This window comes from Mesorhizobium sp. RCAM 05104 (assembly GCF_059683645.1).
Map to the genome: position 1 here is coordinate 4,501,943 of NZ_CM185033.1, position 14,488 is coordinate 4,516,430.

Here is a 14,488-nt window from a genome sequence, read left to right on the forward strand (position 1 = left end):
GGATATTAGACCAGCAGGCAGAATCGGCGACGGCGGGCGCGTCCATCGCCGCGGGGGAGGGTAGATTTGGCCAGGCGGCGACAGAGCGAAAGCGACGACGGTCGGGCGGGAACCGGGGCAACCGAGCAGGTTGTCAACGAAAGCCGGACGGATCGCCTCAGGATTCTGCGCCGCGTGGATGTATTTCGTCGAGCAGATGACGCAAAACGAGATCGCCGACGTGCTCGGCGTCGGCCGCGTCACCATCGTGCGCATGCTGGCGGAGGCCCGCTCGCGCAACGAGGTGAAGATCAGCATCGAGAGCGAATTGTCGGAAATCGTGCGGCTGGAGCGGGCGCTTGAAAAGACGTTCGGGCTGCAGCAGGCGCTGGTGGCGCCGCTTTCCGCGCCCGACGCCGATCCGCTAGCGGCAATCAGTGCCAAAACCGGCAGTTTCCTGTCCGACACGATGAAATCCGGTATGCGCGTCGGCGTTGGCTGGGGCCGGACGCTGTTCTCGAGCCTGCCCTTCATCAGCGCCAAATCGCTCACCGACTTCAAGGTCATTTCGCTGCTTGGCGGTGTCGGCGTCGTGCGCCGGTTCAACCCGGCCGAGTTCGCCTGGCGCTTCGCCCAAATCTTCCAGGGCGACGGCTATCTGATCCCGACGCCGGCGGTCGTCGACAGCGTCGAGACCAAGATCGCGCTGGTCGAGCGCTGCGGCCTGCAGGAGGTTTTTGAAATGGCCAACGTGCTCGATGCCGTTTTGCTGAGCGTCGGCGGCATCGCTTCGGCCACGACCTTCTCTCGCGGCGGCTTTCTCAGGGAAGCGGATCGGGAGGCCCTGCTTGCGCGTGGCGCCGTCGGCGACCTTCTGTTTCATTTCTTCGACCGCAATGGCGATCTGGTCGACCATCCGATCAACAGCCTGGTGATGTCGGTGGATGTCGACCGGCTGCGCAAGGCGCCGATCCGGATCCTGACCTCCGGCGGCGAGGAGAAGATCGAAGCGCTGCTCGGCGCCATGACCCTCGTCGCGCCGACGATCCTGATCACCGACGAGGAAAGCGCAAGGCGCATGCTCGAGGCGGTCAGCGCAGGCTGAAGGAAGCCGTGATATAGTCCGGCCAGGCCTTCTCTTCGTCGAAAACGACGGAGAGATCGGGCGTGTCCGCCAATATTCCACTCAGCACCAGCGCCGTGGCGATGCCGGCGCCATTTCCCCCTGCTATGTCGTGCTCGACGCTGTCGCCGACGCAGACCACGGTGCCGCGGTCCGGCTTGCCGGCGAGCGCAAGCGCCGCGTCGTATATCGCCGGGTAGGGCTTGCCGATGCGGGTGACGCTGCCGCCGAGGTTTTCGTAGAGATCGGCGATCTCGCCTGCGCCGAAGCGAGGTCCGACCGCCGTCAGCATGATCCTGTCGGGATTGGTGCAGAAACACGGCGCCTGCCGCGCCGCCGCCGGGGCAAGCAGCCGGCGATAATGGCCGAGGTCGTAGCGGTCACCTTCGCTGGCCGAGATCAGCACCAGTTCGGCCTTGTCGCCAGCCTCGGTCAGGACAAAGGGCAAGCCTTCGATCGCCGTGCGGTCGTTGTCGCGGCTGATCAGCAGGCAGTTCGTATCGGGACGCAACGCTCCGGTTGCCGCCATTCCGTGGAAGGATCGCCACGCCACCTCGCCGGAGGAGACGAAATGGTCCCAGCTTCCGGCTGCGAAGCCGAGCTTCAGCAGGCGGTCCTCGTTGGGCCTTGCGCGCTTGCCGGAATTGGAAATCAGCACCACGGTCTTGCCGGCGCGCTTCAGCGCCGACAACGCCGCAACCGCGCCTGGATAAGGGGCCGAGCCGTCATGCAGTACGCCGAACTGGTCGAGCAGGAAGACCTCGTAGCGCTCCGCCAGCGGCCCGATGTCATCGAGGCGCACGACCTTTCTGGCGCTCATAGAAGCCCCGCCTTGCCTGCGCCGATCAGCGCCAGCCGCGCCGTCCCGGCGGCGGCCTCGTCGGAAAGTGCTGGCAGGAAATCGACCCCAAGCTTGCGCTGTCGGATCGCCGTCCAGGCCGGGTTTGCCGCGCCACCGCCGACGCTCCTGACCGATGTCAGGGCAGGGGCGCCAAGCTCGGCAAGCCTGTGATAGCCAAGAGCTTCAATCGCGGCGATGCCCTCGAACATCGCTTTCAGATAGTCGGCGTCATCCGCTGGCCGTGGTTCAAGGCGTGGCGGCAACGCCGGATCTGCGATCGGAAAACGCTCGCCGGCCGTGCTTAGCGGATAGTAGTCGAGGCCAGTTTTCGTCGTGGGGTCGATCGTGGCGCTGAGCTCGATGATCCGCGCCAGCGAAAAATGCTGTGCCAGAACCTTGCCGCCGGAATTCGATGCGCCACCGGCCAGCCAGGCGTTGCCGAGCCGATGGCTGTAGATGCCGAAGCGCGGCGCCGAGATCGGCCGGTCGGACAGGATCTTGATGGTCAGCGAGGAGCCCAGCGCGGTGACGCCGTCGCCGGCTGTCACAGCACCGGTCGCCAGGAACGAGGCGCAGCCATCCGTGGTGCCGGCGACCACGATCACATCGCGCGGCAAGCCGAACACATCCGCGACGGCCGCGGTCAGGGCGCCGGTGACATCACCCGGCTCGACGACGCGCGGCAGCAAGTCCATGCGTATTCCGGTCGTCGCGATCCAGTCCGGCCAGCGGCGGGCCTCGACGTCATAGCCTGTCTTCAGGGCATTGTTCTCGTCGCTGACATCGAAACGGCCGGAAAGTTTTCCGGCGATCCAGTCGGCCTGGTGCAGCACCGCCGCAATGCCGGGCAGATGCTGGAACCACAGGGCCTTGGCGAGGCCGGATGTCGCTCCGTGCGCGGCGCTCGCGGCCGGCGCCTCGCGGGCGATCACGGCCAGGGTGCCGTCATCGTCAACCTTGTCGTTGTACATTAGCGGCTCGGCAAGGGGCCGCCCGGCACCGTCGACCGGCAGCAGCGTGCCGGACGTGCCGTCGACGGCGATCGCGCGGACCGAGGCGCGGTCGATTGCTGAAAGCAGCTCCGTCAGCGCGGCGCCAACGGCTGCCCACCAGGCCGCGGGATCGCGGGGGTTCTGGCCGAACCTGTCGAGCGGAACGGCGGAACGCGCGGCAATGGAAAAATCCGGACGCATGGCGACGGCGCGCGCGCCCGACGTGCCGATATCGATGCCGATGACAAGTGGCATCATGTCATCTGTCCTTTGCTAGCCGCCCGCGGCATTCAGTTTCTGGCGATACTGCTCGGCATCCCAGTTGACCAGCTCGTCGTTCTCCGCGTCGGTGAGATAGTTCAACGTCGCTGTAACATCGACCCGCGCCGTCACGTCGGCAAGGCAGCGTTGCATGGCGTCGGCGCCGGCACTGGCATCGCCGCGCATCAGGACGCCGGCGCCGGGAAACAGGATCGCCGCTGGCGCGGTGCCCAGCCGCGCGCCAACGCGCGCCACATCCTCGCCAGGCCTTGCCACGACGGAGCCCTGGCCGAGGAAGATGACGTGGTCCGGATAGAGGCTGCCGGCCTCCGCCATGCGCCGGCTTTCCGGGTCGAGTGCAACCGCATGCGCTTCGACATCCGCCGGCAATCGGTAGCTGTCGCCGGCGAGCGCCGTCAAGGCCGCGATGTCGGGCGCCGGAGTCGCGCGCGCCGGCCGTGCCAGCAGCGACCGGACGCGGCGCAGCAGAAGCTCCGCTTCGGCGACGGTTTCGGCTGCGACGACCAACCCGTGATTGCCAAGGATCAGCACGTCGACATCCGGCCGAAGTTTTTCTGCAATGCCGCGCGCAAGCGGCAGGCCCGGCCGGAAATAGGGGACATAGGCCCATTCGATCCCGTCGAGCCGCCTGGCAACCTCGGTCTCGCCGTTGGCCTGTACGGCAAGCGAGATCGTGTCGACACAGTGGACATGCAGAACCACGCGCTGCGGCATCAAGGCGTGCACCGTGGTCTCGATCGACGGGCGCAGCCCCCGCGGGTTGAGCGCAGCAATGGTGAAGGCCTGCGGCTGGTCGGCGGCGCGGTCGCGCTGTTCGACGGCCTTGAGCAGCGGCGACATTGCCACCGGCACCATGATGTCCTCGGTGAGCGCGTCCTTCAACCAGGTGCCGGAGGCCTTGATCCATAGAGTGTCGCCGGCTTTCAGCGACGTGTTGCCGCCCGCCGCCTGGGTCAGGTGCGGGCTCTGCCCGATGCTGGCCGAAAGCGTCCGCAAGGCAGCCAGTTCCTGCGCATCAGCTTGGATCGCCATGGTGCCTTTCCTTCCAACGGCTAGGTCGTGTCCCGCACGAAATCCCGTCACCGGGATCGATGTCGGCGCTGATATCGCAGATACGAGCGATCTACGTCAACTGTGATCTACTATCGTCAAAACTGGCTTGCAATCTGACCGATGTTGAGTAAGTTGCGCCAATTGCCGTGAAAAATGGCATCTGGGAGGGAAGAGTTGAGCGAATCCGGCCGCCAGCGTCAGATCGTCGAACTGTTGCGGGACCGCCCGTTCGCCTCGGTGCGCGAGCTGCAGGAGCGGCTTGGCGTTTCGGCCGCGACGGTCAGGCGCGACATCGACAAGATCGACGAGGCCGGCGAAGCGCGGAAGGTTTATGGCGGCATCTCGGCGCTTGATGGCGCCTCACAGGCCGGCGTCGCCTACGCAAAGCCCTATGATGAGAACCGCGATCTCGCGGTCGAGGCCAAGCGGCAGATCGCCGCCCTTGCCGCGACCATGGTGCGCGATGGTGATGCGGTCATCGTCCATGGCGGCTCGACCTGCTTCCACCTCGGGGTCAAGCTCGCCGAGCGCAACATCCGCCTCTATACCAACTCGATGCCGCTCGCGGCCTATCTGAGCGATCACGGCCATTGCAGCCTGACGGTTGCGGGCGGCGAGTTGCATCGCGAACCCGGCATCATCCACTCGCTCACCCAGGGCACCCCCTTCTATGCCTCGAAATTCTTTCTGGGCGCGCAAGGCCTTAGCCAGGAAGGCGTGCTGGAATCGCATCCGCTGCTGGTGCGCTCCATCGTGGAGCTCAGCCTATGCGCCGACCAGATCGTGGTGCTGGCCGACAGCCGCAAACTGTCGATCCACGCCCGCAATGTCGCGCTGCCGCTCTCCCGCATCGGTACGCTGGTAACCGATGACGGCCTCTCCGACATCGATGCACGCATGCTGGAGGACGCCGGTGTCATGGTGCGCATCGCTCCTTCCTCGGGAGCAGTCCAGTGAAAATGGCGGTGCTCGACTTCGGCAAGACCAATTCGAAGCTGTTTGTCTTCGGTCAGGACGGACGCATCCTCGACGAGCGCCGGACGCAGCCGAAATGGGTGCGCCTAGGCGGCTTCAGCGTGCTCGACGAGGCCAAGCTCCACGACTGGGCGCTCAGTGCCGTCGCCGACGCGGTCGACAGCCACGGGGTGGAAGGGCTGATGGTGTCAGGCCATGGCTGTACCTTTGCCCTGATCGACGAGACGGCGCTGACCCATCCGATCCTCGACTACGAACAGGAGCCGCCGGCCGAGATTGCCGCGCGGATCGATCGCCGCATTCCGGATTTCACCGAAACCTTCTCGCCGCGATTGCCGCTCGGCTTCAATTATGGCCGGCATATGCTGTGGCTGCAGGAGGTCGAGCCCGACGCTTTTGCGGCGGCGAAAGCGATTCTCGGCTACCCGCAATATTGGAGCTGGCGCCTTGGCGGCCGGCCGGTCTCGGAAGTGTCCTATCTCGGCTGCCATTCGCATTTGTGGGCGCCCCGCAAGCGTGATTTCTCCTCGCTGGTCGATGCCCAGGGATGGCGCGGCCGGATGCCTTCCTTCGAACGTGCCGGCGCCGTCATCGGCGAGCTGCGCCTCGGCGATACGGCACGTCCGATCGCCATCCACAACGGCGTCCATGACTCGAATGCGGCGCTGCATGCCTATCGCCGGCAAGAACTTGGCCCGGTCACCGTCGTTTCGACCGGCACCTGGGTCATCGTGCTCAATCCCGATTGCCCGCTCGACGCGCTCGACCGCGACCGCGACATGCTGGTCAATGTCGATGTCGATGGCGGGCCCGTGCCGACCATCCGCTTCATGGGCGGCCGCGAATTCGCTGTCATCAGCGGCGGCTGGCAAGGCGCGATCGCGCTGCCGGCGATCCAGCGGGTGATCGACGCCGGCATCATGGCGCTGCCGAGCTTTGCGCCGGGCGGACCGATGTCCGGCTGTTCCGGCGAAATCATCGGCGCCACGCCCAGCTCCGAGGAACGGGCGGCCGTGGCCTTGCTCTACGTGGCGCTGATGGTCGACCTGTCGCTCGACCTCATCCATTCGAACAACACCGTCATCGTCGATGGCGGGCTGAACAATGGCGGCCTGCTTGCCAGCCTGCTGGCGCAGCTGCGTCCCGGTCAAGCCTTCCTGCAGGGTGCCACGCTGGAAGGCAGCGCCACGGGTGCCTCGGCGCTCGCCTTCGAGAGCGTCGGGCGCGAATTCGCCGCCGAGGCGCCGGAGCCGGTGCGCGCTTCGGGTTTCACGGGGTTGGCCGGCTATCGCGATGACTGGCGCGCTCTCGCCATGGATCGCGGCATCGCTGGCGCGGCAGCGGGAGGCGTGCGATGAGCGCCGCCGCCGAGGCCGAGACGGCGCGCCAGCCGGTGCTGGAGATGCGGCACATCTCAAAGACGTTCGGTGCAATCCGCGCCTTGCAGGATGTCTCGCTCAGCGTCCATGCCGGCGAAGTCCACGCGCTCATGGGCGAAAACGGCGCTGGCAAGTCGACCTTGATGAAGGTGCTGTCTGGCGCCTATCGGCCGGATCCCGGTGGCGAGATCCTGATCGATGGCATGCCGGCCGCGACCGGTGATCCGATCAAGGCGCGCGCCAGCGGCGTCGCGGTGATCTATCAGGAGCTGTCGCTGGCGCCCAATTTGACGGTGGCGCAGAACATCTTCCTCGGCAACGAGCCGCGACGCTTCGGCATCGTCGACCGCGACCAGTGCGACCGGCGCGCCGGGGAGATCATCGCGCGGCTCGGTGTCTCCTTCTCGGCCCGCGATGCGGTCTCCAGCCTGTCGCTTGGCGAGCGCCAGCTGGTCGAGATCGCCCGCGCGCTGTCGACCAATGCGCGCATCATCGTCATGGACGAGCCGACCACGTCGCTGACCTCGCGCGAGACCGACCGGCTGATCGAGGTCATCGCGACACTGAAGTCGCAAGGCATCGCCATCATCTACATCAGCCACCGCATGGAAGAGGTCTACCAGCTTGCCGACCGCGTCAGCGTGCTGCGCGACAGCGGTTATGTCGGCACGCTCGAGCGCGCCGATCTCAGTGCCTCGCGGCTGGTGTCGATGATGGTTGGCCGCGATCTGTCGGCTTTCTACAAGAAGGACCATCGCCCGCCGGACGAAAAGCGCGCGGTGGCGCTGTCGGTGCGCGGCATGTCCGACGGACGTCTGCTGAAGAACTGTTCCTTCGACCTGCACAAGGGCGAGGTGCTGGCGCTGGCAGGTCTGGTTGGCTCCGGTCGCACCGAGCTTGCGCGGCTGATCTTCGGCGCCGACAGGCGCACATCGGGCACGCTGGAACTCGACGGCAAGGCGATCTCGATCGGTTCGCCGCGCGAGGCGTTGGATGCCGGCATCGCCTATCTCACCGAGGACCGCAAGGAACTCGGCCTGTTCCTCGACATGTCGATCTCAGACAACATCAGCATGGGTGTGCTCGCCAGGGACGCACGGGCAGGGGGGCTGCGCGATTTCGCCGCCGCGGGGCGGCGTGCCGCCGGGGCCATCGCCGATCTGTCCATCCGCGCCCGGTCCGTACAGGCCAATGCGGGCTCGCTGTCGGGCGGCAACCAGCAGAAGGTGCTGCTCGCCCGCTTGCTCGAGACCGAGCCGCAAGTCGTCATCCTCGACGAGCCGACCCGTGGCGTCGATGTCGGTGCGAAGTCGGAAATCTACCGGCTGATCGACAATCTCGCCAAGAAGGGCATCGCCATCCTGATGATCTCCAGCGAGTTGCCGGAGGTGATTGGCGTTGCCGACCGCGTTCTGGTGATGCGCGACGGCACCATCGCCGGCGAGGTGACGGCATCGCAGGACCGCCCGCTCAGCCAGGAGGCGATCATGGAATTTGCAACGGGAGCAGCTCAGCGATGACCGACAAGTCGATCGAGACCGGGGCGATCGGAACGACGAGCGCGGGTGAGCAGGCGGCCGGGCGAAGCCGGCGGCTGCGCACCGCCTTCGCCGCGCTCGGCATGCTGCCGATCCTGATCCTGCTGGCAGCCGGCTTCCAGTTCCTCAATCCGCGCTTCCTTACCGAGACCAACCTGTTGATCGTCACCCAGCAATCGTCGATCAACATCGTGCTGGCGGCCGGCATGACCTTCGTCATCCTGACCGGCGGTATCGACCTGTCGGTTGGCTCGATCCTGGCCGCCTCGGCGATGGTGGCGGTGATGGTGTCGCTGGTGCCGGACTGGGGACTGCTCGGCGTTCCGGCCGCCATCCTGGCCGGTCTCGGCTTCGGCCTCATCAACGGGCTGCTCATCGCCTACATCAAGCTACCGCCCTTCATCGTCACGCTGGGCTCGCTGACAGCGGTGCGCGGCGTTGCCCGCCTGCTCGGCCAGGACACGACGGTGTTCAATTCGGACCTGCCGTTCGACTTCATCGGCAACGGTTCGCTGTTCGGCATTCCGTGGCTGGTCATCATCGCGCTGTCGGTCGTCGTGTTGTCCTGGCTGGTGCTCAAGCGCACCGTGCTCGGCACCTGGATCTATGCCGTCGGCGGCAATGCCGAGGCAGCGCGGCTGACCGGCATCAAGGTGCCGCTGGTGCTGCTCTTCGTCTATGGCGTTTCCGGTCTTCTGGCCGGCCTTGGCGGCGCCATGTCGGCGGCCCGGCTCTATGCCGCCAACGGGCTGCAGCTCGGCCAGTCCTACGAACTCGACGCCATTGCCGCCGTCATCCTCGGCGGCACCAGCTTCGTCGGCGGCGTCGGTTCGATCTGGGGCACGCTGATCGGCGGCCTGATCATCGCGGTGCTCTCCAACGGCCTCATCCTGGCCGGGGTTTCGGACATCTGGCAGTACATCATCAAGGGATTGGTCATCATCGTGGCGGTCGCCCTCGACCGCTACAGGCTCCAGGCCGGAGCAAGAACGTGATTGACCTTAGTCGCCGGTCAACGAGCCGGTTTGTGTGTAACGCACCGTGAGAGGCGCGGGGCAATCGGAGGAAGAAAATGAAGACCATCGCCAAACTGCTCTGCGGCGTCGCACTCGCGGCCGTCGCCATCGCGCCTGCTTCGGCCAAGGAGCTGAACAAGGTCGGCATCTCGGTCGGCCTGCTCGGCAACCCCTTCTTTGTCGCCACCATCAAGGGCATCGAGGACGCGGCCAAGAAGATCAATCCGAAGGTCGAGGTGACGTCGGTGTCGGCCGACTATGACCTCAACAAGCAGGTCTCGCAGGTCGATTCGTTCATCGCCGCCGGCGTCGACGTGATCATGCTCAATGCCGTCGATGCCAAGGCGATCGCGCCGGCGGTGAAGAAGGCGCAGGCGGCCGGCATTATCGTTGCCGCCTTCGACGTTTCGGCGCCCGGCGCCGATGTCACCGTGATGACCAACAACGTCAAGGCTGGCGAGGAGGCCTGCCAGTATCTGGTCGACCACACCGGCGGCAAGGGCGACTACGTCATCCTCAACGGCCCGGCATCGTCGTCGATCCTGGAGCGGGTCAAGGGCTGCAAGAACGTGCTTTCGCAGCATCCGGACATCAAGATCCTCTCCGACGACCAGAATGCCGAAGGCTCGCGCGACGGCGGCCTGAAGGTGTTCCAGTCGCTGCTCACCCGCTTCGACAAGATCGATGCGGTGTTTGCCATCAACGATCCGACGGCGATCGGCGCCCAGCTCGCCGCCAAGCAGCTCAACCGCTCCGAGTTCATCTTCACCGCGGTCGATGGCGCCCCGGATATCGAGAAGGAACTCGCTTCCGGCACGTCGATGATCAAGGCCTCGGCCTCGCAGGATCCCTATGTGATGGCCGGCCAGTCGCTGACGATGGCGGCTGACCTGCTGGCCGGCAAGAAACCGGCCGAGGCAACCGTGCTGCTCGACCCGAAGCTGATCACCGCCGAGAACCTGAAGGACTACAAGGGCTGGACCGCGGCCCGCTGATCCGTCCAACACGGGCGCGGCCGACTTGACCCGGCCGCGCCCATTCCCATCCGCAAACCGGAGACGATCATGTCGCGCATCGGAATCCATTCTTTCGTCTGGTCGGCGAGTTCGGCGCAGGCCGAGCTCGAACGGACGCTGGCCAACACCAGGGAGGCCGGCTTCGACCTGATCGAGTTCTCCTATCTCGACCCCGCCAATGTCGATATCGGCCGGCTCGCCAGGCGCATCGCCGATCTCGGGCTCGGCGTCGCGATCAGCATCGGCCTGCCGGCCGACGGCGACATTTCCAGCCCTGACAAGGCGGTTGCCGGGCGCGGTGTCGACATCCTCAACAGAACCATCGCGCTGACGCGCGATCTCGGCGGCCAGAAGGTCGGCGGTATCCTCTCGGCCAGTCATGGACTGCAGGTCGAGGCACCGACGCGCGATCAATGGAACCGCAGCGCCGCCACGCTGGCGAAAGTCGCCGATACGGCCAAGGCGGCCGGCGTCACGCTCAACCTCGAAATCGTCAACCGCTTCGAAAGCAACCTGCTCAACACCGCCGCGCAAGGCCTGGCCTTCATCGAGGATACCGGCTCGGACAACATCTTCCTGCATCTCGATACCTTCCATATGAACATCGAGGAGGCCGATGTCGGGCTGGCCATACGCCACGCCGCAAGCAAGATCGGCTATGTCCATATCGGCGAGAGCCATCGCGGCTTCCTCGGCACCGGCAATATCGACTTCGCGGCGATCTTCGATGCGCTCACCGCCATCGGCTACAGCGACGACCTCAGCTTCGAATCCTTCTCCTCGGAAATCGTCGACGAGAACCTGTCGAAGAAAACCGCCATCTGGCGCAATCTGTGGACCGACAACATGGCGCTCGCCAAGCACGCGCGCGCCTTCATCGGCCTCGGACTGGAGACGGCGCGGCGCAAGGCCGAGCTTGTCTCGGCGCAGCACAAACCGTAACCCGCCGTCGAACCGGATGTAGCGCCGGGCCGCACGGCGCACGGCGCGCGGCGCCGCCATTGCCCGCGGCAGGGGCATCGGCTATCTGACCGTCCAGGCACATGATGCCAGCACATCGGACCAGACGGAGCCCAGGGCATGACACACGAGACGATTCTCAAATTCGGCGCCGTCGAGAACGCGGAAGCCGGCGATCTGGCCGGCTGGGTCGTGGTCGAGGGCAACCCGACCATGAAGACCGCGGTCCAGCACACGACCGAAGACGGCAAGGTGATGTCGGGCACATGGCAAGCGACACCCGGCACCTATCATGCGACCTACACCGACTACGAGTTCGTGCACATGATCGCCGGCCGCATCATCATCACGCCCGACGGCGGCGCACCGGTCGAAGTGGGTCCCGGCGATGCCTTCGTGGTGGAAGCCGATTTCAAGGGAACCTGGAAGATCGTCGAGCCGGTGACGAAGCACTTTGTCGTCAGACTTGGCTGAAAGGCCTGTTCGCGCGGGCTGCTGATGGTCGGCGCCCATGGCGGATTTTCGGCGCGATGGTCGCGCGCACTACCCGATCATCGAAGAGCTTTCCAGCGGCCATGAACGCTAGGCCGACCAGGCAGTCCAAACGCCGCATTGACCCGGCCGTGCGTAGGCAGTCTTCTTGGGATCAACCTTGGCGTTCAATGGCTGATCGAGGAGACGACAGATGCATCGACGCGGTTTTCTGGCGGCAGGTCTTGCGACGGTTCTCGTCAGCAAGCGTGCCACCGCCCAGATGAAGATGGACGACATGCCCGGCATGGATATGGGCGCCGCGCCGCAAGGCGCGGCCGTGCTGCCGGAAGGAGAAGCCCTTCGCGACTTGTCCCGCCTCGCCAATGAAGCCGATACGCCCGGCCTGTTCAAGGCGAAGCTGACGGCTGAGTCCGCCACGGTGCGTTTCGCGGAAGGGCTGGACACGCCGATCCTCGCCTACAACGGCACCAGCCCCGGGCCATTGATCGAGGCGGTCGAGGGCGACCGCGTCGAGATCACCTTCGCCAACCGGATTGCGGACGAGGCAAGCACCATCCACTGGCATGGCATGCCGGTGCCGGCCGACCAGGACGGCAATCCCATGGACCCGGTCGCGACGGGCACCGATCGCACCTACAGCTTCGACCTGCCGGAAGGCAGCGCCGGCTCCTACTGGTATCACCCGCATCCGCACGGCAAGACGGCCGAGCAGGTCTATCGCGGCCTTGCCGGTGCGTTCGTGGTCAAGCCGAAGGCCGATCCGATCCCGGCCGCCTATGGCGACACCGTGCTGGTGTTCACCGACCTGCGTCTTGCGGCCGATGGCAGCTTGCCCGACAACACGATGACGGACCTGATGAATGGGCGCGTCGGCGACCATGTGCTGGTCAATGGACAGAAGAATCCAATTCTGACGGTCCCCTTCGGCACGAAGCGGCGCTTCCGGTTCTACAATGCGACCAACGCGCGCTTTTTGCGGCTCTCCTTCGACGGCGCGCCGATGACGATCATCGGAACGGACGGCGGTCTGCTGGAGGCGCCGGTCGCGGCCGACGACATCCTGCTCAGCCCGGCGGAACGGCTTGAACTGATTGTCTTCTTCGAGAAGCCCGGCACCGCGACGCTGTCCACGCTCGACTACGATCGCGGCTGGATGGGCGCTGGACGTCCCGCCGATGCCGGTCTGACGCTGTTCACGGTCAATGTTTCGCAGACGCCGGCCGAGCCGGCCCCGCCCTTGCCTGACAGGCTGCGGCCGATCGCGCAACTCGGCGCTCCTGCCGTCAGCCGGCGCTTCGTCTTCACCGAAACCATGACCATGAACGCCACCGACATGGAGATGGGGTTCCTGATCAACGGCGCCGCTTTCGACATGAAGCGCGTCGACATCGTCGCCAAGGCTGGACAGGTCGAACTCTGGGAGATCGTCAACAAGGCGGACATGGATCATCCATTCCATGTGCATGGGACGCAGTTCCAGGTGGTCGAGCACGAGCGCCGCGGCGAGATATCAAAGCCGGCCTATCGCGCCTGGAAAGACACCGTCAACGTCGCGCGCGGAGAGACGGTGCGGCTGCTGTTGCGGCAGGACCGGCCAGGGCCGAGGATGTATCACTGCCATATCCTCGAGCATGAGCAGCTCGGCATGATGGGCATTGTCGACGTGCAGGCATAGTCCGGCGTGGTGGCGCTCTATGGCGCGCTGTTCCTCAGTGCGTTCCTCGCCGCAACCATCCTGCCGGTTTCATCGGAGGCGGTGCTCGCTGGCCTGATCGTCGCGGGCCGCGGTGATCCGGGGCTGCTCCTTGTGGTCGCCACGATCGGCAACACGCTCGGCTCCGTGGTGAACTGGGTTCTGGGGCGGGGCATCGACTCGCTCCGAAACAAGCGCTGGTTCCCCGTCACTGCCGATCGTTATGAGCAGGCAAGCCGAATCTTCCGACGCTTTGGCGAATGGACACTGCTGTTTGCCTGGCTGCCGGTCGTCGGGGATGCCTTCACCATTGCGGCGGGCGCGGCACGCGTGAACCTCGGTGTGTTCGTCGTTCTTGTCGCAATAGGCAAGGCCGCGCGCTATGCGGTGATCGTTGCGGGGGGATTGTGGGCGATGGCGTGAACAGCCGACCTCATCGTCGCCCGCAAGCGCACATACTATCCCCGCGAGGCCGTGGTCGGCCGACTGAAGACCATGCTTCGCATGACGCCATCGCGCAACAGCACGAAATGCGCCAGAGCACCCAGGATGTGAACACCGGCAAGCCCAAGCATTATCCAGACCAGCTTTGCATGGACAAGCGCGAAACCCCTTGCCGACAGTGCGCCGACGGATGGCGCTAACGGCACGGGCAAGGTTCCGAAAAGCCGTGCGGGCGGCATGAAGGGCATTGGCCGGTAGCCCAGCCATCCCGTTATCAGGACGGCAAGAATCGTGACGTAGAGAGACACGTGGAAGAAAGCTGTCGCAAACCGCGCGAGCCGTGAGGTTTGCCTGACTGGGGCCCGGGTGCAGACGCGCCAGCAAAGCCTGAGCACGATGATGGCGAAGATCGTCGCGCCGATCGACATGTGGAGCGGAAGCCAGTTCATCGTCGCCATACCCGGCCCGTTCATCGGTCCGAAGGCTATGGTGATTTGTGCCGCGAGCGCGACTACGGTCAGCCAATGCAGCAGACGAATGACGAAATGCCAATGCAGGCGGGGATTCTCTCTCACCTCCGAGACCCGACAATTATCAAATGGGCGCACGCGGGCGGGATGGTTTCGTCCTCTCCAATGACTAAATCTTCGCAAAAGTGCGGCGATTCTTCGCTAAACGATCGAAAAGCACGATGATCCCGAC

13 protein-coding genes and 1 pseudogene are annotated in these 14,488 nt (G+C 65.4%); 10 read left to right on the forward strand and 4 right to left on the reverse strand.

Annotated features, from left to right (window positions below; all coding sequences use genetic code 11):
- Nucleotides 1-66 precede the first annotated feature (66 nt).
- Nucleotides 67-1,084, forward strand: a pseudogene (locus AC56QP_RS22060) (sugar-binding transcriptional regulator).
- Here the strand turns inward: AC56QP_RS22060 and AC56QP_RS22065 are convergent.
- From AC56QP_RS22065 to AC56QP_RS22075, 3 genes are read right to left on the reverse strand one after another with little or no spacing between them, the layout of a single operon-like run.
- Nucleotides 1,071-1,922, reverse strand: a complete 852-nt coding sequence (locus AC56QP_RS22065; RefSeq protein ID WP_489858069.1) for a TIGR01459 family HAD-type hydrolase — start codon at nt 1,920-1,922, stop codon at nt 1,071-1,073. The pseudogene AC56QP_RS22060 and the gene AC56QP_RS22065 overlap by 14 nt on opposite strands.
- Nucleotides 1,919-3,193: an FGGY-family carbohydrate kinase gene (locus AC56QP_RS22070; RefSeq protein WP_489858068.1), complete on the reverse strand. Its 1,275-nt coding sequence runs from the start codon at nt 3,191-3,193 to the stop codon at nt 1,919-1,921. Before AC56QP_RS22070 ends, AC56QP_RS22065 begins: the two co-directional genes overlap by 4 nt.
- A gap of 15 nt (nt 3,194-3,208) precedes the next feature.
- Nucleotides 3,209-4,249 carry a class II aldolase/adducin family protein gene (locus AC56QP_RS22075; protein ID WP_489858067.1) on the reverse strand — a complete coding sequence of 347 codons (1,041 nt, stop codon included), beginning with the start codon at nt 4,247-4,249 and terminating at the stop codon, nt 3,209-3,211.
- A 195-nt stretch (nt 4,250-4,444) separates the two neighbouring features.
- On the opposite strand from AC56QP_RS22075, the gene AC56QP_RS22080 reads away from it, so the two are divergent.
- The 9 genes from AC56QP_RS22080 (at nt 4,445) to AC56QP_RS22120 (ending at nt 13,765) form a co-directional block, all read left to right on the forward strand.
- Nucleotides 4,445-5,227, forward strand: a complete 783-nt coding sequence (locus AC56QP_RS22080) for a DeoR/GlpR family DNA-binding transcription regulator (RefSeq protein ID WP_489858066.1) — start codon at nt 4,445-4,447, stop codon at nt 5,225-5,227.
- A complete protein-coding gene (locus AC56QP_RS22085; protein ID WP_489858065.1) occupies nt 5,224-6,603 on the forward strand; it encodes an FGGY-family carbohydrate kinase in 1,380 nt (459 codons plus the stop codon). The genes AC56QP_RS22080 and AC56QP_RS22085 overlap by 4 nt, the downstream gene beginning before the upstream one ends.
- A complete protein-coding gene (locus AC56QP_RS22090) occupies nt 6,600-8,144 on the forward strand; it encodes a sugar ABC transporter ATP-binding protein (RefSeq protein ID WP_489858064.1) in 1,545 nt (514 codons plus the stop codon). The genes AC56QP_RS22085 and AC56QP_RS22090 overlap by 4 nt, the downstream gene beginning before the upstream one ends.
- The gene (locus tag AC56QP_RS22095; RefSeq protein ID WP_489858063.1) at nt 8,141-9,157 is read left to right on the forward strand and encodes an ABC transporter permease subunit; all 1,017 of its coding nucleotides are present in this window, start codon (nt 8,141-8,143) and stop codon (nt 9,155-9,157) included. Before AC56QP_RS22090 ends, AC56QP_RS22095 begins: the two co-directional genes overlap by 4 nt.
- 77 nt (nt 9,158-9,234) lie before the next feature.
- Nucleotides 9,235-10,173 (forward strand): ABC transporter substrate-binding protein, encoded by a 939-nt coding sequence (locus tag AC56QP_RS22100; protein ID WP_489858062.1) that lies wholly within the window; start codon nt 9,235-9,237, stop codon nt 10,171-10,173.
- Between the two features lie 69 nt (nt 10,174-10,242).
- Nucleotides 10,243-11,136, forward strand: a complete 894-nt coding sequence (locus AC56QP_RS22105) for a sugar phosphate isomerase/epimerase family protein (RefSeq protein WP_489858061.1) — start codon at nt 10,243-10,245, stop codon at nt 11,134-11,136.
- A 138-nt stretch (nt 11,137-11,274) separates the two neighbouring features.
- Nucleotides 11,275-11,628 (forward strand): cupin domain-containing protein, encoded by a 354-nt coding sequence (locus AC56QP_RS22110; protein ID WP_489858060.1) that lies wholly within the window; start codon nt 11,275-11,277, stop codon nt 11,626-11,628.
- Between the two features lie 211 nt (nt 11,629-11,839).
- A complete protein-coding gene (locus AC56QP_RS22115) occupies nt 11,840-13,324 on the forward strand; it encodes a multicopper oxidase family protein (protein WP_489858059.1) in 1,485 nt (494 codons plus the stop codon).
- A 6-nt stretch (nt 13,325-13,330) separates the two neighbouring features.
- Nucleotides 13,331-13,765: a YqaA family protein gene (locus tag AC56QP_RS22120; protein WP_489858058.1), complete on the forward strand. Its 435-nt coding sequence runs from the start codon at nt 13,331-13,333 to the stop codon at nt 13,763-13,765.
- 35 nt (nt 13,766-13,800) lie between these two features.
- Here the strand turns inward: AC56QP_RS22120 and AC56QP_RS22125 are convergent, their stop codons facing one another.
- A complete protein-coding gene (locus tag AC56QP_RS22125) occupies nt 13,801-14,361 on the reverse strand; it encodes a cytochrome b (protein WP_489858057.1) in 561 nt (186 codons plus the stop codon).
- Between the last annotated feature and the right edge of the window lie 127 nt (nt 14,362-14,488).

Excerpts from the sequence above, each read along its gene's own strand:
- AC56QP_RS22095 (WP_489858063.1), top strand. The coding sequence starts at position 8,141 with ATGACCGACAAGTCGATCGAGACCGGGGCGATCGGAACGACGAGCGCG.
- AC56QP_RS22090 (WP_489858064.1), top strand. The coding sequence starts at position 6,600 with ATGAGCGCCGCCGCCGAGGCCGAGACGGCGCGCCAGCCGGTGCTGGAG.
- AC56QP_RS22065 (WP_489858069.1), bottom strand. The coding sequence starts at position 1,922 with ATGAGCGCCAGAAAGGTCGTGCGCCTCGATGACATCGGGCCGCTGGCG.
- AC56QP_RS22115 (WP_489858059.1), top strand. The coding sequence starts at position 11,840 with ATGCATCGACGCGGTTTTCTGGCGGCAGGTCTTGCGACGGTTCTCGTC.
- AC56QP_RS22110 (WP_489858060.1), top strand. The coding sequence starts at position 11,275 with ATGACACACGAGACGATTCTCAAATTCGGCGCCGTCGAGAACGCGGAA.
- AC56QP_RS22070 (WP_489858068.1), bottom strand. The coding sequence starts at position 3,193 with ATGATGCCACTTGTCATCGGCATCGATATCGGCACGTCGGGCGCGCGC.
- AC56QP_RS22075 (WP_489858067.1), bottom strand. The coding sequence starts at position 4,249 with ATGGCGATCCAAGCTGATGCGCAGGAACTGGCTGCCTTGCGGACGCTT.
- AC56QP_RS22100 (WP_489858062.1), top strand. The coding sequence starts at position 9,235 with ATGAAGACCATCGCCAAACTGCTCTGCGGCGTCGCACTCGCGGCCGTC.
- AC56QP_RS22105 (WP_489858061.1), top strand. The coding sequence starts at position 10,243 with ATGTCGCGCATCGGAATCCATTCTTTCGTCTGGTCGGCGAGTTCGGCG.